This is a genomic window from Halopolyspora algeriensis (assembly GCF_003337235.1).
Lineage (GTDB): Bacteria > Actinomycetota > Actinomycetes > Mycobacteriales > Pseudonocardiaceae > Haloactinomyces > Haloactinomyces algeriensis.
Map to the genome: position 1 here is coordinate 109,367 of NZ_QPJC01000004.1, position 21,275 is coordinate 130,641.

At 67.6% G+C, this 21,275-nt stretch carries 20 protein-coding genes; 5 read left to right on the forward strand and 15 right to left on the reverse strand.

The window, feature by feature from the left end; translation table 11 throughout:
* Window positions 1-147: 147 nt before the first annotated feature.
* Window positions 148-1,014: a LuxR C-terminal-related transcriptional regulator gene (locus DFQ14_RS08545; RefSeq protein ID WP_246195431.1), complete on the reverse strand. Its 867-nt coding sequence runs from the start codon at window positions 1,012-1,014 to the stop codon at window positions 148-150.
* Window positions 1,015-1,168: 154 nt separating this feature from the next.
* On the opposite strand from DFQ14_RS08545, the gene DFQ14_RS08550 reads away from it, so the two are divergent.
* Together DFQ14_RS08550 and DFQ14_RS08555 are read left to right on the forward strand one after the other, a co-directional pair.
* Window positions 1,169-2,896 carry an AMP-binding protein gene (locus DFQ14_RS08550; RefSeq protein WP_276513325.1) on the forward strand — a complete coding sequence of 576 codons (1,728 nt, stop codon included), beginning with the start codon at window positions 1,169-1,171 and terminating at the stop codon, window positions 2,894-2,896.
* Between the two features lie 147 nt (window positions 2,897-3,043).
* Window positions 3,044-3,466, forward strand: a complete 423-nt coding sequence (locus DFQ14_RS08555; protein WP_114452591.1) for a PPOX class F420-dependent oxidoreductase — start codon at window positions 3,044-3,046, stop codon at window positions 3,464-3,466.
* Window positions 3,467-3,486: 20 nt separating this feature from the next.
* Here the strand turns inward: DFQ14_RS08555 and DFQ14_RS08560 are convergent, their stop codons facing one another.
* Entirely contained in the window at window positions 3,487-4,266 is a 780-nt protein-coding gene (locus tag DFQ14_RS08560) for a 3-oxoacyl-ACP reductase (RefSeq protein WP_114452848.1), read from the reverse strand.
* Window positions 4,267-4,315: 49 nt separating this feature from the next.
* A complete protein-coding gene (locus DFQ14_RS08565) occupies window positions 4,316-4,870 on the reverse strand; it encodes a MarR family winged helix-turn-helix transcriptional regulator (RefSeq protein ID WP_114452593.1) in 555 nt (184 codons plus the stop codon).
* Window positions 4,871-4,916: 46 nt separating this feature from the next.
* Here DFQ14_RS08565 and DFQ14_RS08570 point away from each other — a divergent pair, with 46 nt between their 5' ends.
* The gene (locus tag DFQ14_RS08570) at window positions 4,917-6,632 is read left to right on the forward strand and encodes an FUSC family protein (protein ID WP_170206309.1); all 1,716 of its coding nucleotides are present in this window, start codon (window positions 4,917-4,919) and stop codon (window positions 6,630-6,632) included.
* On the opposite strand, the gene DFQ14_RS08575 is transcribed toward DFQ14_RS08570, so the two are convergent.
* Window positions 6,587-7,291: a class III extradiol dioxygenase subunit B-like domain-containing protein gene (locus DFQ14_RS08575; protein WP_114452595.1), complete on the reverse strand. Its 705-nt coding sequence runs from the start codon at window positions 7,289-7,291 to the stop codon at window positions 6,587-6,589. The two genes, DFQ14_RS08570 and DFQ14_RS08575, sit on opposite strands and share 46 nt — an antisense overlap.
* Before the next feature lie 173 nt (window positions 7,292-7,464).
* Window positions 7,465-8,583 (reverse strand): 5-methyltetrahydropteroyltriglutamate--homocysteine S-methyltransferase, encoded by a 1,119-nt coding sequence (locus DFQ14_RS08580; protein ID WP_114452597.1) that lies wholly within the window; start codon window positions 8,581-8,583, stop codon window positions 7,465-7,467.
* A 181-nt stretch (window positions 8,584-8,764) separates the two neighbouring features.
* On the opposite strand from DFQ14_RS08580, the gene DFQ14_RS08585 reads away from it, so the two are divergent.
* The gene (locus DFQ14_RS08585) at window positions 8,765-9,553 is read left to right on the forward strand and encodes an IclR family transcriptional regulator (RefSeq protein WP_114452850.1); all 789 of its coding nucleotides are present in this window, start codon (window positions 8,765-8,767) and stop codon (window positions 9,551-9,553) included.
* A gap of 252 nt (window positions 9,554-9,805) precedes the next feature.
* A complete protein-coding gene (locus DFQ14_RS08590; RefSeq protein ID WP_114452599.1) occupies window positions 9,806-10,063 on the forward strand; it encodes a hypothetical protein in 258 nt (85 codons plus the stop codon).
* 96 nt (window positions 10,064-10,159) lie between these two features.
* Here the strand turns inward: DFQ14_RS08590 and DFQ14_RS08595 are convergent, their stop codons facing one another.
* The 10 genes from DFQ14_RS08595 to DFQ14_RS08640 all read right to left on the reverse strand — a co-directional run bounded on the left by DFQ14_RS08595 (window position 10,160) and on the right by DFQ14_RS08640 (window position 21,273).
* Entirely contained in the window at window positions 10,160-11,140 is a 981-nt protein-coding gene (locus DFQ14_RS08595) for a glucosyl-3-phosphoglycerate synthase (RefSeq protein ID WP_114452601.1), read from the reverse strand.
* A gap of 90 nt (window positions 11,141-11,230) precedes the next feature.
* The gene (gene folP / locus DFQ14_RS08600; RefSeq protein WP_114452602.1) at window positions 11,231-12,100 is read right to left on the reverse strand and encodes a dihydropteroate synthase; all 870 of its coding nucleotides are present in this window, start codon (window positions 12,098-12,100) and stop codon (window positions 11,231-11,233) included.
* Between the two features lie 212 nt (window positions 12,101-12,312).
* On the reverse strand, window positions 12,313-13,263 hold the full coding sequence (locus DFQ14_RS08605) for a DMT family transporter (RefSeq protein WP_114452603.1): 951 nt from the start codon (window positions 13,261-13,263) through the stop codon (window positions 12,313-12,315).
* A 149-nt stretch (window positions 13,264-13,412) separates the two neighbouring features.
* On the reverse strand, window positions 13,413-14,585 hold the full coding sequence (locus tag DFQ14_RS08610) for an MCE family protein (RefSeq protein WP_246195433.1): 1,173 nt from the start codon (window positions 14,583-14,585) through the stop codon (window positions 13,413-13,415).
* Window positions 14,582-15,772, reverse strand: a complete 1,191-nt coding sequence (locus tag DFQ14_RS08615; RefSeq protein ID WP_114452604.1) for an MCE family protein — start codon at window positions 15,770-15,772, stop codon at window positions 14,582-14,584. The genes DFQ14_RS08610 and DFQ14_RS08615 overlap by 4 nt, the downstream gene beginning before the upstream one ends.
* 6 nt (window positions 15,773-15,778) lie before the next feature.
* Complete coding sequence (locus DFQ14_RS08620) at window positions 15,779-16,975, reverse strand: MCE family protein (protein WP_420810147.1); 1,197 nt, start codon at window positions 16,973-16,975, stop codon at window positions 15,779-15,781.
* A 2-nt stretch (window positions 16,976-16,977) separates the two neighbouring features.
* A complete protein-coding gene (locus tag DFQ14_RS08625; protein WP_114452607.1) occupies window positions 16,978-18,006 on the reverse strand; it encodes an MCE family protein in 1,029 nt (342 codons plus the stop codon).
* A complete protein-coding gene (locus DFQ14_RS08630) occupies window positions 18,003-19,040 on the reverse strand; it encodes an MCE family protein (protein ID WP_114452608.1) in 1,038 nt (345 codons plus the stop codon). Before DFQ14_RS08630 ends, DFQ14_RS08625 begins: the two co-directional genes overlap by 4 nt.
* Window positions 19,037-20,398, reverse strand: a complete 1,362-nt coding sequence (locus DFQ14_RS08635) for an MCE family protein (RefSeq protein WP_114452610.1) — start codon at window positions 20,396-20,398, stop codon at window positions 19,037-19,039. Before DFQ14_RS08635 ends, DFQ14_RS08630 begins: the two co-directional genes overlap by 4 nt.
* Window positions 20,395-21,273 carry an MlaE family ABC transporter permease gene (locus DFQ14_RS08640; RefSeq protein ID WP_114452851.1) on the reverse strand — a complete coding sequence of 293 codons (879 nt, stop codon included), beginning with the start codon at window positions 21,271-21,273 and terminating at the stop codon, window positions 20,395-20,397. Before DFQ14_RS08640 ends, DFQ14_RS08635 begins: the two co-directional genes overlap by 4 nt.
* Between the last annotated feature and the right edge of the window lie 2 nt (window positions 21,274-21,275).

A 21,275-nucleotide genomic window follows, 5' to 3' on the forward strand; every position in this document is an offset into this window, starting at 1 on the left:
CTGCCTCTTCCTTCTCGAGAAAGCGGTGACGCAGCACCTCTGCCTCGCGTGCCTGACGGTCGGTTCGGCGCGATCATCATCGCCGTGCGGGATGGGTGACTTCAAGGGAGGGGCGGATGTTCGCGGGAACAGCACCGTGCCGCACGGTCAGGGCAGCAGACCTTGGCGCCGGGCGGCCACGACCGCCTCGTGCCTGCTGTGCACCCCGAGCTTGCGCATGGCGCTGCGCAGGTAGGCCTTGACGGTCTCGGGAACCAGCGACAGGCGTCTGCCTGTCTCGGCGTTGCTGCAGCCGAGCGCGACCTGGGCGAGCACGTCGAGTTCGCGTGGAGTCAGCGGCGAGATCGTGTCGGTTTTCCGCCCCGTGCCGAGATGGGCGAGCCGCTCACAGGCCTGCCGCAACCGGTCGCGGAGTTCGGTGTCGTCCATCGCCTGGGCGATGCTGCGGAATTCGGTGTGCAGCTCGCGAACCTCCTCGGCGGTGACCTGGTCCCGCCCCTGAACCGGCTCGTCGATCGCGGCTGCCTGCAGCAGTTTCATCCGCCGGTCGACTTCGTCCCGGACGGCGAGTTCCTCGGCCAACCCCCGGGAAGCCTCCATCAGAGCCTCCGTCGCGCGATCGCCCAGCGGGAGCACGGCGCGGACGGCTCCGTAGAGCACACCACGAACCGATCCGTCCACTGTGACCGGAGCGGCGACGACCGAGCGAATCCCCTCCCCGAGTACGGGACGGTCGTAGTCGTGCGTGATCGCTCTCGCCGACTCGTAGTCGTTGACCCCGGCGGGCCGACCGTGCGCAACGACGTAACCACCGAGGCCGGCGCCGGGCAGGACGTTCAGCCCGCGCAGGCCGGTCGTGCGCGCTCCGCGGAACTCCGACAGGCGAAGGGCACCGTCCACCAGCCTGCCGCCGAAGGCCAGCGGAACGTCGGTACGTCGCTGCACCGACCGCAGGGCCTGTCGGAACGCGTCCCCGTCGTCGGGGCGCATCAGCGGATGTCGCGTCTGTTCCATCGTGCTCACCCCTTTTCGGGGGTAGTGGATCCGGCCTGTGATGTGGAGCATAACCCCAGGCGGTGTCCGGTGATCGCACGACGGGAAGGCGGTCGCCGCGCCACCGGCACAGAGTCGACAGCGCCCGAGCCGGCGGTGAGGAGAGGAGTCCTTGGTGAACGACGACGCAGCAATCGCCCGGAGTGCGCAGTTCCGGCAGGCACGGGAGTTCCTGCTGACGCACCGGGAGGACTACGCGCAGGCATGCGCCGAGTTCCGATGGCCGCAGCCGACCGAGTTCAACTGGGCACTGGACTGGTTCGACGCGCTCGGCACGGAACCGGAATCGGCCGACCGGCCCGCGCTGTGGATCGTCGAGGAGGACGGCTCGGAGACGAAGCTGACGTTCGCCGAACTCTCCCGGCGATCCGACCGGGTGGCGAACTGGTTGCGCGAGCAGGGCGTGCGCCGGAGTGATCGGGTGATCCTGATGCTCGGCAACCAGGTGGAGCTGTGGGAGACCATCCTCGCGGCCATGAAGCTGGGGGCGGTGGTGATCCCCGCCTCGACACTGCTGGAGGCAGCGGACCTGACCGATCGGGTGCAGCGCGGCAATGCCAAGCACGTCGTGGTGCGTTCGGCGGACACGGCGAAGTTCGAGGCCGTTGCCGGCCAGTACACCCGCGTGGCGGTGGGCGCACCGGTCGAGGGATGGCTGAACTATGCCGATGCCTGCTCGGCCGAGCAGCAGTTCACCCCGGACGGCGACACCAAGGCCTCGGACACGTTGCTGCTGTACTTCACCTCCGGCACCACCGCACAGCCCAAGCTGGTCGAACACACCCATGCCACTTACCCGATCGGGCACCTGTCGACCATGTACTGGATCGGGCTGGAGCCCGGCGATGTCCACCTGAACATTTCCTCGCCCGGATGGGCCAAGCACGCGTGGAGCAACGTGTTCGCACCGTGGAACGCGGGCGCTTGTGTGTTTCTGTACAACTACACGCGGTTCGATCCGCAAGCGCTGCTCGGGCACATGCAGCGCTGCGGAGTCACGAGTTTCTGCGCCCCGCCGACGGTGTGGCGGATGCTCATCCAGGCCGATCTCACGCAGCTGCCCACCCCACCCACCAAGGTGGTGGGCGCGGGAGAGCCGCTGAACCCGGAGATCATCGAACAGGTGCGCCGGGCGTGGGGAGTGACGATCCGCGACGGGTTCGGCCAGACCGAGACCACGGTGCAGATCGCCAACACACCCGGACAGAAGATCAAACCCGGCTCCATGGGGCGACCGCTGCCGGGATTCACCGTCGCCCTGCTGGATCCGGCCACCGGCCAGGAGGGTGAGGAGGGCGAGATCTGCCTCGACCTGAACCACCGGCCGCTGGGACTGATGGTCGGCTACCGGGACGACCCGGAGCGCACCGACGACGTCATGCGCGACGGCTACTACCACACCGGTGATGTGGGCAGCCGGGACGCCGACGGCTACATCACCTACACGGGCCGCGCCGACGACGTGTTCAAGGCCAGCGACTACCGGATCTCGCCGTTCGAACTGGAAAGCGTGCTGCTGGAACACGAGGCGGTGGCGGAGGCCGCTGTGGTGCCCTCGCCGGATCCGGTGCGCCTGGCAGTGCCGAAGGCCTACGTCACGCTGACCGCGGATCACCGACCGGGCCACGACACCGCCCACTCGATTCTGAAGTTCGCGCGGGAGAACCTGGCACCGTACAAGCGGATCCGGCGCCTGGAGTTCGCCGAGCTGCCGAAGACGATCTCCGGCAAGATCCGCCGGGTGGAGCTGCGCGGCCGGGAACACGAGCGGGACCGCGGCAGCGACCGGGAGCAGGTGGAGGGAGAGTACGCCGACACCGACTTTCCCGAACTGCGCGCGTGAGCGTGCAGGACACATCGGCGAAAAAGGGAGCAGGGGCGGTACCGCCGCGCGGGGGGCCGGTGCCGCCTTGCGATCGGCAGGCTGTTTTCTCCTGCGGCCACTAACATCGCAGGCGCAGCAGTCCCCTCGACGCGAGGAAGGTGTGCCGTGGCGAAGCCGCCCCTGCCCGAGAAGGTCAGCGAGCTCCTGGCCCGGCCGAACCCGTCGGTGATCACCAGCGTGCGACCGGACGGGCAACCCGTCTCGGTGGCCACCTGGTACCTCTGGGAGGACGGCCGGGTCCTGGTCAACATGGACGAGGGGCGCAAGCGGCTGGAATACATGCGGGCCGACCCCCGCGTGACGCTGACCGTGCTGTCCTCGGAGGACTGGTACACCCACGTGAGCCTGCAGGGCCGGGTGGCCGAGCTGGTCGACGACCCGGAGCTGACCGACATCGACCGGCTCGCCCGGCACTACACCGGCGACCGGTATCCCGTGCGCGAGCGCCACCGGATCAGCGCCCGGATCGAGATCGTCCGCTGGCACGGATGGGGAGCGGCGGAAAACACCGACGTCACCCACCACTGACCGTGTCCGGCGCGGTGGAGTCAGTCGGTGACGAACCCACCGTCGACGACGAGGTTCTGGCCGGTCACGGCACGTGCCCACGGGGAGGCGAAGAACAGCACCGCGTCGGCGAACTCCTCCGGGGCCACCACGTGCCGCAACGGTGTGCTCTCGGCAATGCCGTCGAAGACGACCTCGGGAGTGCCCGCGCTGGCATCGGTCGTGCGCAGCAAACCGCCGGAGACCATGTTCACCGTGATCCCGTCCGGCCCGAGATCCGTGGCCATGGTCCGGGTCAACGACAGCAGTGCGGCCTTGGCCGCGGTGTAATCGTGGTAGGGCACCACGGGGCGCTGGAACAGGTTGGTGCCGATGTTGATGATGCGCCCGGATCCCTGCGCGCGCAGGTCGGGCAAGGCGGCCTGCACGGTGTTGAGCGCGGCGCGGACACCACCTTCGAACTGGGCGGAGAACTCGTCCCAACGGATCCGGTCGGCGTGCGGGCGCGCGTCGCCGTTGAAGGAGAAGTCGGCCAGCGCGTTGTTGACCACGGTCGTAGCGGACATGCCGAAACGTGCTCGAACGTCCGCGAACAGCTCGTTCACCTGGTACTCGTCGGTGACGTCCGCCTCAACCGCGAAGGCGCGGTCCTCGCCGATCTCGGCGGCCAGCGCTTCGGCCTGCTCACGGCTGCGCCGGTAGTTGACCGCGACACACGCCCCTTCTCGGGCGAAGGCGCGCACGATGGATCTTCCCAGGCCGCGCCCGCCGCCGGTGACCACGACAACTTGTTCGGCCAGCGGCGTCTCGCGATCGTGCATGGCCATCACGGTAACGAGGCCGGAAACCGCTCGGCGGGACGGTCCCCGATCATTCCTCGCTCTCGGCCGGACCACCGCCCCGGGTGCCGGCGGTGCGGCCGACGGGAGCGGTTGTTCCTTCCAGTGCGTGCAGCAGCTCGGCCAGGCCGCCGGCGAGGGATTCGCGCTGGTGAGCGCTCAATGCCGACAGCAGTTGTCGCTCGGCTTCGAGATTGCGGGGAAAGGCCCGGTCGATCACGTCTCTGCCCTGGTCGGTGAGGGCGATGCGCGCGCTCCGCCGGTCGCGTTCATCGGAGGTGCGCTCCAGCAGGCCGCGCTCGGTGAGCTGCTGGACTCGCTTGGTCGTGGCCGCCCCCGAGGACACGGTCAGTTCGTTGAGCCGACCCGGGGTCACCGGTGCGCCGGTGCGGCGCAGGGCACAGAGCAGATCGAACTCGGCGCGGTTGAGCCCCTCCTCGGCGAACGTCGCATCCAGGCGCCTGCGCAGGACGGCCGCAGCGCGCAGGACCCGCCCGATCACGTCGATACTGGTGGTGTCCAGGTCGGGACGGACCTCATGCCACTGCTCTCTCGCCGTGTCAATGAGATCGGATGTTCTCTTCACCTCACTAATATACCACCTGTAAAATACTTGCGTACAATAAAAGAACGTGCATGGTAGCGTGTTGACCCGGCATCTCCGAGAAACCTTCCGCCTTCGCAAGGGCGGGCCCCTGGTCTGGCCCGCGATCAGAGCGTTCCTGTCGATGCTGGTCCCGCTGACGACACTGCTCCAGATCGGTCGACTGGACCTGGTGGCCGGCGCGGTGTTCGGGGCGCTGACCAGCGTCCACGCCCGCAGCGAGCCGTACCGGCAGCAGGCCCGCACCCTGGCGGTGGTGGCCGTGTCGATGGTGCTCGCCGTGGCGATCGGCGACGTGATCGCGGTGTTCGCCGAAGGCAGTGTTTGGCACGAGCCGCTGGCGCTGCTGGCGACGGCGGTCGTGGGCGCCGTGACCACCGCGGCCGGTACCGCCGTGCATCTCGGTGCTCCCGGCGGGTTGATCTTCGCTTTCGCCACCGGTGCCTGCGCGCACCTGTCACTGGCGACGACGGATCTGGGACCGCACATCTCCGTCACCGCGGTCAGCGCCGCGTTCGCCTGGGCCGTCAGCACCGCAGGCGCCGTGGTCAGTGGGTTGGGCCCGCAGCGCAGGGCCGTGGCAGCCGCGCTCGAGGCGACCGCCGCGCACCTGGCGGCACGGCCGGACCTGACCACACGGCACCGCGCCGCGGCCGCCGTGGAAACGGCCTGGAACAGCGTCGCTCTGGTCGGCCGCCGCCACCGGGACACCGCGGAACATCTCGACCTCGTCCGGGCGATCGAGACCTGCGAGGCCCTGTTGATCCCGGACCACGGTGCGGAGGTGGCCATCGACGACATTCGAGCCACCGCCACCGAACTTCGCCGCGGAGGACGGTTCCACGGTCTCGTCCCCGAGGGGGACTCGCGGCCGCTCGTTCCGCCCACACCGGTGTCCCGGTGGAAGGTGATCCGCGAGGTCCTGCGCGCGGCCCTGCGCCCCGGGCGACACGCCGGGACCTGGCTGCGTCCCTTCGCGCTCCGAGTGGGCACGGCCGCCTTCGTCGCGGGAGCAGCAGCCAACCTGCTCGGGATCGGGCACGCCTACTGGGCTGCGGTCTCGGCCGTATCGGTCCTGCAGGCCACCAGCACATCGCGGTCGGTTCCGCGGATGCTGCAGCGCATCTCCGGCACGGTCTTCGGCGTGCTCGGCGGACTCGGCCTGCTCTCGGCCCATCCCGCCCCATGGATGATCATCATCCTGCTCGCCGTGTTGCAGTGGGGCGCGGAGATGACCGTGCTGGTCAACTACGCCTTCGGCCTGTTCTTCGCGACACCGGTGGCCTTGCTGGTCAGCGCGCTGGCTTCTCCGGCGGGCCCCGGCGAGCTGGTGTTGCATCGCCTGTGGGCCACCCTGCTCGGCGCCGCGATCGCCGTGGGCGTGGCATGGCTGCTGCCGAACCGCGCATGGCTGTCCCGCGTGCAACGGGCACTCGCACGAGTGCGCGAACTCAGCGCTGCGGACCCGATACAACCGGATCGACTGCGCAGTGCTCTGGTCGAGCTGCACGAGGCCTACGACGTCGCCGACGGCGAGGTGCGTCGTGCAAAACTGCCCACCGAGGAACTGCTCGACATCTCCCACCGGGCCTACGTGCTGCTGGACAGTCCCGAAGGCCTGAACAGCCCCGATGGCAGAGCGCGTTGCCTGCCCGTGGCAACAGGGGCGGACGACAGGCGGGGATCCGGCGCGGCGGCTCAGTCCTCGCGGTCCGGTTCGAGCTGCCAGGAAGCCACGAAGTAGCCGACTCCGTACGGTGACCGGTAGTCGAGGAGTTCACCGCGCACGGGCCGGTCGCGCGCGGCCCCGGCGAGTACCTGCCACGCCGCGCGGCCGGAGACCAACAGCCGCTCGGACATCGCCGGGTCCAGCGCGACCAGCGCCTCCACATCGCCGTCCCCGAGCGCCCGTGCGAGGTGATCGTCATACGGCACCGCATCGGGATCGTGGAAACCGGGCGCCTGCGTGTCCCGGCATGCCGAGCCGTCTCCCATGACCATCAGGGCCACCCGCTGCGAGCGCTGCGCAACACACCGCCCCAGCTCGAGACATTTCTCCGGTGACGCGTCCGAGGCCACCGACTCGAAGGCGGGAACGGGGCCACCGCGATGGTTCTCGAGCAGCCAGCGCGCGATCGTCAGCGACAGCGGCAGGACGGCCTCGCCCGTTCCGACCTCGAGATCCACCCCGTGAGGAGCCAGTGTTCCCGCCACGGGCCAGGAGTACGAGACCGTGTGTTGCGCACCACCGACGACCACCAGCAGATCCGGTCGGGACCGAAGCAGCCGTGCCAGACCCTCCGCGCAGGCGGCACGCAACCCCTCGAGTTCGAAGGCCCGCTGTCCCGCCACCTGCGGCACCAGGGCCGGGGGATGTGGGAACACTCCTGCCGCTACGAGCATGCCTACTTCATATCAGTCGGGTGTGCCGTGTCCGCGGGAGTATCGTCCGGCAGGCAACGTTGCGGACAGCAACGTGCGAGGGACCGGGAGAACGGTCCCTCGCACGTCGATGTCACCTCTCGACCGGGGAAGGGCGTTCAGGTCCGTTCGACGACACCCTCCCCCGCGCCGGGTCAGCCCCAGACTTCCCGGGCGGTCTCGGCGATGAGACGGAGTTTGGCGACTTCCTGCTCATAATCCAGCGCGTTGCCTTCCTCCGTGGAGGAGAATCCGCACTGCGGCGACAGGCACAGCTGGTCGAGGTCGATGTAGCGGGAAGCCTCCTCGATCCGGCGCTTGAGGTTGTCCTTGGACTCCAGTTCCCCGCGCTTGGTGGTGACGAGCCCGAGTACCACGGCTTTGTCCTTGGGGACGAACCGCAACGGCGCGAAACCGCCCGAGCGCTCGTCGTCGTACTCCAGGAAGAAGCCGTCCACGTCCAGCTCGCTGAACAGCGCCTCGGCGACGAACTCGTAGCCGCCCTCGGCCACCCAGGATGAACGGAAGTTGCCACGGCACATGTGCGTGGTCACGGCCATTCCCTCCGGGCGCCCTGCCAGCGCGGCGTTGATCTGCTTGATGTTGCGCAGATGCTGGCGCTCGGCGTCCTCGCCCTGGGCCGCGAGCTTCTCGCGCTGCTTCGGGTCGTTGAGGTAGGCAAGGCTGGTGTCGTCGAGCTGCAGGTAGCGGCAGCCGAGTTCACCCATCGCCTGGATCTGGCGAGCATAGGCGGCCGAGAGGTCGTTCCAGAACTCCTCGATGTCCGGGTAGACCTCCTCGCTGATCGCGGCTCGCCCACCGCGGTAGTGGACCATGCTCGGCGACGGGATGGTCAGCTTCGGCGTCGCGGTGCTGACCTGTCCGGCGAGGTACTTGAAGTGATCGGCGAAGATCGGCTGCGGCAGGTCGATCGTGTCGACAACCCGGGTCGCCGACGGGGTGAACTCGATGTCGCCGGAGTCGTTGTGGAACTCCACGGTGAGGTTCGAGTCGACCTTGGTGACCCCGCCGAGTTGGTAGATGAAGTCCATGTGCCAGGAGGTGCGACGGAACTCGCCGTCGGTGGCGGTGGACAGACCCACCTCCTCCTGCATGGCCACCACTTCGGTGATCGCCTTGTCCTCCACCTGCTTGAGCTCGTCGGCGGAGATACGGCCGCCTGCGAACTCCTCACGTGCCCGCATCAAATAGTCGGGACGCAGCAGACTGCCGACATGATCTGCTCGATACGGGGGAAAGTTACGTCGTGCCATACGAAGCGACATTAAATCATGGATCACGAAAAAGGAAGGTCGGTGACGAATAGCACACCGCAACGAGAAACTCGACACAATTGTTTTTCCGCCCAACGGAAATCGGGTTTTCAATATGTGTCGGCATCCGTCATTCTGCGCGCCGACGGAGATGTGCGGACAGCGACATCGGGAGATGGTGATGACCGATCGGTGGCAGCCACCACAGCCCGGTGGCAGTGCCGCCCCCAGGACGGCCACCGGCAAGGTGCTGGACGTGTTCCGGGCTTTCACCCAGGAGCGGCCCGAGCTCACCCTCACCGAGATCGCACACCGGTCCGGGCTGGCCATGACCACCACGCACCGCCTCGTCGGCGAGCTGGCGGAGTCGGGATTCCTGGAGCGCAGTCACGACCGGCGGTACCGGATCGGGCTGCAACTCTGGGAGATCGCGGCGCTGGCCCCACGGGGCCTGGCGCTGCGGGAACTGGCCCTGCCGTTCCTGGAGGACCTCTACGAGGTGACCCACGAGAACGTGCAGCTCGCCGTCCGTGAAACCACCGAAGTCGTCTTCGTCGAACGCATCGCCGGACGCCGGGCCGTCCCCGTCCGCACGCGTGTCGGCGGGCGGTTTCCGATGTCTGCCACCGGAGTCGGTCTCGTTCTGCTGGCTCACGCCCCGATGGAGGTCCAGGAACAGGTCCTGAGCACACCGCTGCCGCGCTTCACCACCGAGACCGTCACCGATCCGACCGAGTTGCGCAGCATGCTTGCCGCCGTGCGCAGGAACGGGTTCGCGATCAGCGACGGGCAGGTCACCGAGGACGCGGTGTCGGTGGCCGCACCCGTTTTCGGGCCGGACGGAGACATCGCCGCGAGCGTGTCCCTCGTCGTGCAGGGCGCCGGGACGCGACCGGCATCGTTGATCCCCACGGTTCGGGCCGCGGCACGCGGAATCTCCCGCGGGATGCGCACTCCCGGCACCTGGTGAGGCACCCGCGGGCAGGCACCGGCGCCGGAGGTCCGGCACGATCCTGTGCCGCTGCACCACGGTCTCGATCGTGCGCCCTCCCCGCAAGTGCCGCCGGATCCGGCTGCCACCGACCACTGTCCGTGGCCTGCACCGAACCGAAATCGCACCACATACCCGAAATTTATTTTTCCCCGCCGAGGGATTGGCGTCGGCGCAAGCAGGGTATTTGAGCGAGTACCGAAGCTTCCCACCAAGCACAGGAGGATGCCGATGTTGCGCAAGCTACACGAGTCGGGAGTGACCTCGGAAATGATGTTCACGGCCGGGGCCATTTCGATCGGGGCCAGCTTTCTGTCGTGGTTGGTCTCGGAAAGGAAAGAAAAGGCCAACCTGGATCGCGCCGACCGGTGGGGGATCTTCGTCGGGGAATGGGCCCCCACCTTTTTCGCTCTGGGCACCGCCCTGCGCCTGGAAGAGGAAAGCAGCCAGCGGGGCATGGCCAAGCTGAGGAACAAGATGAACACGTGACACCGCGGGTCACCATGCCGTGCTCGGCCACCGACCGATGAGCGGTGGGTGGCCGAAACGGCGATCACCGGGCACGGGCGAGGCCCCTGCCGTCCGTCACCGTCCGGATCCTTCGCGGACGCTGCGCAAGGGTGGGCGTTGCTGGACCAGCACCTCCTGCTCGTGCGGTATCCATTCCTGCCCGACCTGCACGAACTGGGTGTACGGCAGCATCGCAGCGGCGTCACCGTGCTCGCCGGCCCCGGAACGCGGGTCGTCCGAGCGGGACAGTGCCGTGGCCAGGATCTGGCGAGCCATCACGCCGAGCTGCAGCAGCCCGCGATTGCGGTGCTTGCGCACGCCGAGGTTCACCTGTGCCAGACCGTCCAGCCCGTGCCGGTCGTAGGCATCGATCAGCAGACCGGTCTCCACCCCGTATCCGGGAGCGAAGGGCACCGCCTCCAGAAACTCCCGGCGTGCTGCGTATTCCCCACCCAGGGGCTGTACGACCCCGGTCAGCGCGGGACGCACGGAAGCCAGCACGGGGCGTGCGAGGAGTTCGGTAACACGCCCGCCGCCCTCGGCTTCCTGGATACCCTCCTGGGGCAGGCGCAGCGGCCTGCGGTAGAAACCCTTCACGAGCACCGGGTCGGCGGAGGTGAGCAGGGGACCGAGCAAGGTGGGTACGAAACGCGCGTCGAAGTCGACCAGATCGGAGTCGATGAACACGACAAGGTCACCGGACACCGCCGCCAACGAACGCCACAGCACCTCGCCCTTGCCCGGCCGCGGCTCGAAATCGGTGAGAACCTCGTCCCGACCCACCACACGTGCCCCGGCCGCTCGCGCGACCGCACACGTGCGATCCACCGATCCCGAGTCGAGCACCACGACCTCATCCACCAGCGGCCGGTCGCGGGCCGACCCGGTCAACGGCATGATCGCCGCCACGATCTCACCGACCGTGTCCTCCTCGTCGAGCGCGGGCAGAACGACGCTGACCGTCCTGCCCCGTTTCGCCCGGACCAGTTCTTCGACGGACCACCGTGGCTCCTGCCACGTACGGGCGGCGAACCACCGCTGTGTCTCGGGTGTCACTCCACTCCCCTCAACGTCGACGGAAATCTCGAGGCCCCGGCTCCACGCTCACCGGCATCGTGGGCAGGTGGCGGCCGCGGCGAATCGCCGTCACGTCAAGCCCCGCAGTGTCGAGGCGGGGTCCCGTGCCCCGTCGATACTGGCCACCATCTCCAGGACCTGACGGGTCTGGCGCACCTCGTGGGCCCGGAACACCGCAGCGCCCGCATGCGCCGCCAACGCGGTCGCCGCGAGCGTCCCGGTCACCCTGTCCTCGAGCCCGGACCCCAGTGTCTCCCCCACGAAATCCTTGTTCGACAGCGCCATCAGAACCGGCCATCCCGTGTCCACCAACGCGTCGGTGTGGCGCAGCAGCGCCAAACTCTGCCAGGTGTTCTTACCGAAGTCGTGCGTGGGATCGATCAGAATCCCCTCGCGCGGTACGCCGATCATCGCCGCGCGTTCCGCCTGCCGGGTGGTCTCCTCCAGCACAGCTCGGACGACATCGTCGTAGCGCACCCGAAACGGCCTGGTGCGCGGTACCGCGCCACCGGTGTGCGAGCACACGTAGCCGGTGCCGAACTCGGCCGCCACCTCCACCAGCTTCGGATCCGCACCGGCCCAGGTGTCGTTGAGCAGATCCGCTCCTTGCGCGCACACGGCACGCCCCACTTCGTGCCGCCACGTGTCCACGCTGATCACCAACTCGGGAAACCTCGCCCGCACCTCGGCGACGAACGGTGCGGTGCGCTCGATCTCCTCGTCCACGTCCACGGTACTACCGGGCCCGGCCTTCACACCGCCGATATCGACAATATCGGCACCCTCCTCGACCGCCTGCTCCACCGCCGACATCGCGGTCTCGAAGGCGAAGGTCCGCCCCTTGTCGTAGAACGAGTCCGGTGTTCTGTTGACGATCGCCATGACCAGCGGCCGTTCCCGAGCGAGCTCTCGCCCCCGAAAACGCACGGTCCTGCGCATACTCACCAACCCGCTTTGCTCACCATCACTACCTCACCCAACGTCCCACATGCGCCTGACAGCGCCCACACGCGAGGCGAACCACGCACCGCTTGTACACGTCGACGACGTGGTCCGCCGGCCGGGAGCTCCGGTCGCCTGTCCAGGGCCGGGCGGCAGCGCAGCGACGCGTCGAGTTCGGTCTCCCCGGCATCGACCCGGACTTCCGGAGGTCAGCGCGGGGGTGACCGGGCCAGCAGTGGGGAGTGCGCCAACAGCGCCACCCCCAGGCCGAGGACGGGCATCCCCACGATGACGAGCAGGAGGGTGCCGCCGCCGAGAAGGAGCGACTCGCCGAAACCGACGACCCCCAGGACGTAGGAGACGAGCGGGTCGGTGATGACGATGGCGGTGATCGAGGGGGCCAGCGGCCCGCTGGCGTAGGCGGCTTGCTGCAGGGAGAAGCTGGTCAGGGACACCGCGGCCAGCGTGTATCCGGTCCAGCTGGTGAGCAGGCCGGTGAGTCCTGCACTGGTGAACGTGGCGGCGGTGAGTTTGGTGATCGCCGCGCCGACGGCGAACAGCACGCCCGCGGCCATCGACAGCAGCGCCGCCCGCGACACCGGTGACCTGTCACGGCTCGAGGCCACCAGCGCGAGGGCCGCCAGGACGGCGACGCCCATCGCCACCAGCAGTGGGACACGGCGGATGGTTTCGGCGGCAGGCAGGGATCGGGTGGACAGCACCATCGCCAGGCCGACACAGATCATCCCCGCCCCGACCCAGCCACCGCTTCCCGGCCGACGTCCGGTGCCGAGCGCGGCCAACGGCAGGCTGAACAGCAGCGTGGTGACCATCAACGGTTGCACCGCCGAGATCGATCCCACGTGCAAAGCCGTGGCCTGCACGAAGAACGCCCCCGCATCGAGCATCCAGCTCGCCAGCCACAGCGGGCTGGTCAGCAGTGCCGCCGCGAATCCGGCACCGTACCCCAGCCGTCTGCGCATCCGGCAGCGGCGAAACCGCGCGCCGGGCTGCAACGGCGGTACGGCCGCGGGCAGGCCGACCCCGCGCCGCCGGCTGGACCGGGCGGCGCCGGCCAGCCGGGAGGCCGCGTGCTGCTCGCCCGCGGCGCTCAGCGCCGACAGCGCCGCCGCGAGCAGAGCCAGCAGGATGACCCACATCGCCGCCCCCTAGCACGACGAGGACCCGGCCATATCCCCTCAACCCGATGGTGCTGCCGATACATTCCTCCCGAAGCACTACCGCCAACACCATCGCCGATCCGCACGCCCGGAGAAGCGCCCGCTCGCGAGGAGGAGACACACACCCGTCACCGGTCCTGCGAGCCCGCCAAGGGCAGCGGGGGCGGATGCGGGACGGGCTCTCCCGGCACGCCCGGTGACGGCGCGTTGCGAGCCCCCCGGACATTGATCGGGCTGTCCGAGGGTTCGGCGCAGTGCAGATCGTAGTTGGTCGGCGCGGGGGTCGTCACGCTGCCCGGCCGCCGTTTGGTCCCCTCGTAACCCTCGGTGCACGAGATGGGGTTGAAGAAGTTCAGGGTCGCCGCCAAATGCCCGCTGTCGTTGCCCGGCTGCGACGCCGAGGGGGAGAAAGCGGCGATCACCGGCAGGGCGACCAGCATCTGTTCCATCGCCGGGAGACGTTTGTCCGTGATCCGTGTGGTGGTCAGCAGGTTGGCCACCAGCGCTCCGAGGTCGTTGCCGCTGGTGTGCAGGAACCGGTCGATCTGCTTGCCGGCCGCGGGGGCTGCTTCGATCAACGTACGCAGATCCGGATCCGACTTCTCGAGTTGTGCGGCGATCTGCCGGGCACCCTTGCTGAAGGAGAGGATGCGCCGGGACTGGTCCTGTTGCGTACGCAGCACCACGTTGCTGTTGCCGATCAACCCCGTGGTCTGTGGTAGGTGGTCGTGGGCCGTCGCGATGAACGAGTCGGCGCTGTCCAGAATCCGTTGCAGGTCAGGACCGGTTCCCCGGAAGGCCGCACCCGCCTCGTCGACCGCGGTGCGCAGCGAGTCGGTGGGAATGCTGCTGACCAGCCGGTCGAGGTGGACCAGCAGCGACTCCGGTGCCGGAGGCAACGTCGTGCGACGCTCCGGTATCACGGACCCCTCGGTGAGGTAGGGACCCCGATTGTCGTCCGGCCGCAGATCCACGTACTGCTCCCCGATCGCCGACCGGTTGGCCACGGCGGCTCGCGTATCGGCGGGGATCTTCGGGGCCGAGGACTCGATGTGCAGCTCGGTGGCGATACCGGAATTCGTGAGGCGCATCCCGACCACCCGGCCGACCGCGACCCCACGGTAGGTGACCTCGGCGTTGGTGAACACACCACCCGAGTCCGCCATCCGCACCGTCACCGTGTACCCGTCTCCACCGAAAAGCCGGTCGAGGCCCGCATACTGCGCACCGGTGTATCCGATCCCGACCACCGCGATCACGAGGAACAGGGCGAGACGCACTCGCGTTGCCCGTGCGATCATCGCGACCCTCCGAGAATGTTGTCGAGCACCGCGGGCGGTCCGTCCTGCGCGGGTGGTTCCGGGCTACCGGGCGCGGCCTCCGGTGCACCTTCCGAATCCTGCGGCGGCACGGCCGGGGAGGAGGCGTCCTTGCCCTGCTGTACCCGGTTTCGCAGCGGCAACGGCAACAACGGCTCCGAATCGACCATCTGCTCCAGGATGTTGCTCAAGTCCAGGTCGAGCCGTACGTCCGTATTGACGTAGTCGCCCTTGAGCGGTTTCATCGCGTACTCGGGGAACGGATAGGTCGCGAGGTAGCCGATCGCTTTCGGCAGCGCTTCCCCGGTCTCGGCGAGTTTGCGCAGCGTCGGCTCCAGCGCGCGGAGATCGGCGATCAGGTCCTTCTGACTCTTGTTGATCGTGTCCACGGTCACCGCGGAGAGCCGATCGAGGGACTGCAACATGGTCACCAGCCGGTCCCGCTGCCGGTTGATGACCTCGATTCCCGGCCCCAGTTCCTCCAGGGCCGTGGTGATGTTCCCGGTTTGCGAGCGCAGAGTGCTGGACAGCCGGTTCATCCCGTCTATGGCTCGCGTGATGTCGTCCTTCTGGCTGTCGAGCCGGCTGACCGTCTCGTCCAGGTTGGCCAACAGGGAGCGCAGCTGAGGCTCGTTGCCGGACAGGGCCGCGTTGAGCTCTTCGGTGATCGTCCCGAGCTGGGCGATGCCCCCACCGTTGAGCAACATCGACAGAGCGCCGAGGACTTCCTCGATTTCCGGGTTCCGGCCGGTCCGTTCCAGCGGGATCACGGCTCCGTCGGACAGCCTGCCCCGGGCCGGTGCCTTCGCGGGGGCACCGAGTTCGACGAACTTCGCCCCCAGCAGGCTCGATTGACGCAGGCGGGCGGTGGCATTCGCGGGCAGGCGAGTATCACCGTTGACCAGGACCGTCACCACGGCCGTGGCGTTGTCCTCGCTGAGCCGGATGCTTTCGACCTTGCCGACGGCGACGTCGTTGACGCGCACGCTTGCCTGAGGCACGAGATTGAGCGCATCCGCGAAGTGCACCGTCACGCGGTACGGGTGCTCACCCAGCTCGGCCCCACCGGGCAACGGGATGCTGTGCATGTCGGGCAACCCCGCTACGCCGCACCCCGTGAGCGTCAGCGACGCCACGAGCACCCCTGCCACGATCCTGTTCCCGTTCATCACCGATCACTCCCCGCCGGAAAGTCCCGTGCCTTTTGTCGGTGTCACCTCGAGTACCGGTAGCGGCAGTGGCGGCAGCTCCCCCTGCTGCAGGTGATGCAACGTCTCGCCCACCGACGGCAGCTTCAGCGTCCCGTCGAGGACGGGCTGAAGCTTGTCACAGGCCTTGTCCACCTGTTCCGGAACAGGTTTCGGAGTGCTGTACTCGAGGAGCTTGCACACCATCAACACGGGCGGGTGAGTGAGTTCGTTGATGTGGACACGCACACCGATGGCGCCGGTCTCGGCGTCGTAGGCATTGACGAAGTTGGAGGCGCCGAGCGGTGCCACATCGATCACCTCGGCCAGGGCCTTGCGCTGATCCACCAGTGCCTGCGTGATATCGGTGAGGTTTTCCACGTTCGACGAAACCGTGGCACGGTTGTTCTCGATGAACTTCTTGACGTCGGTCAACGCCGTGGCCAGGGAGCTCAGCGCCGCCCCCACCTGCTCGCGTTCCCCCGCGAGAAAACCGGTGACGTCGGCGAGTTTTCCGTAGAACTGCCGGATCTGTCGGTCGCTTTTGGCCAGGGTTGCGGTGAATTCGTTGAGATTGTCCACCGTGGCGAAGAGATCCTCTTCGGAGTTCGACAACGTCGTGGCCAATTCGCCGAGCCGTTCGACCGTCGCGTTGAGCGTCTCCCCGTTGCCGTCGAGGGCCTTCGCACCGCTGTCGAGCAGGTCCGACAGTGCTCCTCGCTTGTTCGCCCCCTCCGGGCCGAGTGCCTTGGACAACTTGTTGACGTTGCGATACAGCTCGTCCAGTTCGGCCGGTGTCGCCGTGCGATCGTTCGGGATGGTGGCGCCGGAGGACATCCGTGGCCCTTCCGCATAGGCGGGGGTGAGCTGGATGTAGCGGTCGCTGACCAGACTGGGGGCCACCACCACCGCTTTCGCGTCCGCCGGGATCGTCACCCCCGCGTCGACGTGCATGTCCACGCGGACTCGTCCCCCTCGAGGAGTCACCCTCTCGATCTCGCCGACCTCGATGCCCAGGACACGGACGCTCGAATCGGGATACAGACCGACGGCCTTGTCGAAATAGGCGGTGATGCGGGTGCCGGATTCCTGGAGGACCCACCACAGCACGGTGCTGAGCAGCAGAACCAGCACGCTGCCGAAGACGAGCACTCGTGTGGTGCCGAAGCGAGTCACTGCCGTGATGCTCACGAACCACCTCCCGGAGAGTTGTGCTCCTCCGGCACGGGGACCTCGCACTTCTTCGGGGCCGTCTGCACCGGGCCGGCGCTGATCGGCGGTGGGACCCAGCCGCAGAGATAGCCGTCATACCACTGCCCGGACCCGGTGGTGTTGGTGAAACCCCGGATGTACGGGGCCAGAGCTTTGATCGAATCCCGCAACGTGTCCTGGTTGCGCTGCAGCATCCCGGTCAACTTGTCCAGTTCCTGCAGGGCCGGACGAAGCTGCTTGCTGTTTTCGGCGATCATTCCGCGCACCTGTGTGGACAGTTCCCGCGTCCCCCGCAGCAGCGAGTCGATCGCATCTTTGCGTCGCTGCAGTTCCGTCAGGAGGAGGTTGCCGTCCGCGATCAGTGTGCGCACCTCCTCGTTGCGCTCCTTGGCGATCTTGCTGACACCTCCGGCGTTGTCGAGCAGTTTCGCGAGCTTTTCGTCGCGGGAGGCAACCGTCTTCGACAACCGGGACAGACCTTTCAGGGCCTTGCCCATCTCGGGGGTGCCGCCCTCGAGCGTTTTCGACATGACCCGGAAGCTCTTGGCGAGCCGATCGGTGTCGATCCGCCCGGCTGTGCGAGTCAACTCGGTGACGGCCTCGGGAATGTCGAACGGTGCGGTCGTTTTGGAGGTCGGGATGGTCTTCGCGGGATCGAGCTCTCCGGATCCTCGCGGCGTCACCTGGAGGTATTTCTCCCCCAACAGGGTTTTGATCCGGATGGAGGCCGTGGTTTGCCTGCCCAGCCGGACACCGTCGACGGTGAAGTCGACCAATACCCGATTTCCGTCCAGACTGACGTCCGTCACCTCGCCGACTTTCACCCCCGCGGCGTGCACCTCGTTTCCGGAGGTCAAACCGGCCGATTCGGTGAAGTGTGCGGAGTAGGACTCGCCGTTGCCGAGCAGCTCCTTCGAGAAGAAGGCGCCGGTGGCCGCCAGGCACAGGACCACCAGCGTGATCACTCCGATCGTGGCCTGATTGCGTTCACGCAGCGGTTTCATGACTCGTAACACCTCTCCGGCATCTGCCCGGGCGGTAGCGGCAGAATCGGCACCTCGATATCCAGTTCGGAGATGCCGATGGTGCCCGACATCCGGCACAGGAAGAAGTTGAACCAACTCCCGTAACTGACGGTGCGGGTCAGCGATTCGAGCCGGTGCGGCAGTGTCTGCAGGTCCTGTTCCATCTTCGGAAGGTCGTCACTGAGCCCCTGTGCCAGATTGCGGAGCTCCGCGATGTCCTTCTTCAACGGCGGGCGCGCCTGCTCGAGCAACCCCTCGGTCGTGTGCGTCAGCTCGTCGAGCGCCGAGACGGCCTCACCGATCGGCTTGCGCTGCTCGGCGAATCCGCTGACCATGCGCTGCAGGGATGCGATCAGTTCGGACAGCTGCGGGCTGCGAGCGTTGACCTCGCCGAGCACGTGGTTGAGATTGTCGATCACCTTGCCGATCACCTCGTCCTTCTTGGCGATCGTCGAGGTCAGCGACGCGGTGTGGGCCAGCAGGCTCTCCACCGTGCCCTCCTGGCCCTGCAGCACCTTGATGATCTCGAAGGAGAGTTTGTTGACCTCCTTCGGCGACAGCGCCTGGAACAGGGGACGGAAACCGTTGAACAGCTCGGTGAGATCCAATGCCGGGCGGGTTCGTTCCGCCGGGATCGTCTCGCCCGGCCGGAGCACATCCTGCTGCCCGTCCAGCGAGGCCTCCAGCGAGAGATATCGTTGCCCGGCCAGGTTGAGGTACTTGACCGATGCCTCGGTGTCGCCGGCCAGCGTGCGCTCGGAACGGACGTCGAAATGCACCAGGGCGTGCTTGTCCTCGTACTCCACCGAGGTCACCTGCCCGACCTTGACTCCGGAGATCCGGACCTCGTCGCCGCTTTGCACGCCCGAGGCGTCGGTGAACCTCGCCGAATAGGCCGACATCGGGCCGGAACTCGATCCGGCGAGAATGACCATGGCAAGTACCGTGGTCAGCAGGATCGTGACGGTGGCGAAGACCGCCATCTTCAGCGCCGGTCCGGTGATCGCTCTCATCGCGCCGTCACCTCCGCGCCACGGAACAACGGGCCGACCAGCAGGCTGCTCCATCCCGGCACTTCCGACGGTGCGGTGCCCAGGGACGGTGCCAGCAGCGCCGCGAGGAATCGCTGTTCCGCGGGCGAGTTGGCCAGTTCGGGGACGCCGGCCGAGCTACCCGCCGCGAACTGCGGTGCGGTCCCGGCGGGATCCGCCGTCGAGCTCGGTGTTTCGTCGTCCTCGTCCGAGGAGACCGACTTCCGGGAACCGTCCTTGATCGGCCCACCGGGCGGGTGTTGGGGAAAGGTCTCCGGGTATTGCGCCTGCTCGTAACAGCGCGGACCGCGCTGATCCAGGTACTGGGGATCGTCGAGCCCGGGGACGTACTTGTGATGTCCGTCGGCGACCTCGATGGTCACTTTCTGAATGTGCGGATTGTCCGTACCTTTGCCGAACACATGCTGTGCCGTGGGGATGCTGTCGGCGATCTGTGCGAGCATGCACGGGTACTGCGGGGCGTACTTGGCGAACAATTCCAGCGTGGAGCGCGACGTGCCTGCCAGACGGATCAGGTTCTGCCGGTTCGTCTCGAGGAACCGGGTCGTGTTCACCGACGTGGTGGTCAGCGTGGTGAGCATGCCCTGGATCCGTTTCCGCTGCTCGACAACGGTCTTCGTGGTCGTGGTGAGATCGCTCAGCGCTTGCAGGGCGTCGGGCGCTGCACGGGCGTAGGTGTCCGAGACATCGTCGAGGCGGCCGAGCACTTCCTGCAGTTCCGGTAGCGCCGGATTGAGCTTTTCCAGGTAGGCGTCCATGCGCACCAACGTGTCACCGAGTTGTTCACCACGGCCCTGCAGCGCCTGCGACACCGCGTTCAGGGTGAGCGCCATCTTCTGCGGCTGAACCGCCTGCAGCAACGGCATCAGTTCGCCCAGGACCTTCTCGATCTCGATCGCGGCAGCACTGCGGTCCTTACCGATCACGTCACCGGCCTCGAGATGCGCACCGCCGGCCTTCTCGGGGATCTGCAAGGCGACGTAGCGCTCGCCGAACAAGGTCTTCGGCAACAGCCGTGCCGACACATCGGCAGGCAGCATGTCCACCTTGTCCGGCTGCAGCGCCAGGCGCATCGTCGCGTGTCCCGCAGAGGCTTCGATGTTGCTGACCTCGCCGACGATGACGCCGCGTGCCTTGACATCGGCGCCCACGCTCATCTGGGTTCCGACGTGGTCGGTTTTCAGCGTGACCGCAACGACGGGGGTGAAAGCTTTGCGATACACGCCGATCGTCGCGGCGAAGAACACTGCGGCGACAACCAGGAATGCCACTCCCAACAGCTGGTAGTAGCGTCTGCCGCCGTAGAACCGTCGATTCACCCTGCAATCCTCACCGTGGTCGTCGAGCCCCAGATCGCCAGGCTCAGGAAGAAGTCGAGAATCGCCACCAGCACGATGGCCGTGCGCACGGCCTTGCCCACGGCCATACCGACGCCCGCGGGTCCGCCACGGGCGGTATATCCGTAGTAGCAGTGCGTCAGGATCACCACCACGCTGAAGATGATGACCTTGCCGAACGACCACAACACGTCCTGCGGTGGCAGGAACAGATGGAAGTAGTGATCGTAGGTCCCGGCGGACTGACCGTAGAACCACACGGTGATTTGCCGGGAGGCGAGGTAGGAGCCGAGCAGGCCCACCACGTAGAGCGGGATCACCGCCGCCACCCCGGCCAGCACGCGGCTGGTCACCAGGTACGAGACGGTACGCACGCCCATGACCTCCAGGGCGTCGACCTCGTCGGAGATGCGCATGGCCCCGAGCTGGGCGGTGAACCCACACCCGACGGTGGCCGACAGCGCCAGCCCGGCCGCCAGGGGAGCCACCTCGCGGGTATCGAAGTAAGCCGCGATGAACCCCGTCAGGGCCGACGTGCCGAGCTGGTCGAGCGAGGAGTACCCCTGCAGGCCGACCACCGCACCCGTGCACACGGTCATACCGATCATGACGCCGAGGGTGCCGCCGATGACGGCCAACGCCCCGCTGCCGAACACCACCTCGGCGAGCAGCCGCAAGGTCTCCCTGGGGTACCTGCTCAGCGTGTAGGGCGCCATCGCCAGCGCACGCACGTAGAACGACAGCTGCCAGCCGAGACCGGCCAGTGCTTCCCCGGGGCGGGCGCTCAGCAGTCGCAGCCGGGCCCAGCTGCGCGCTGTTCGCGAGGTGGACCGGGGAGCCGCTTCGAGCACAGCCATGG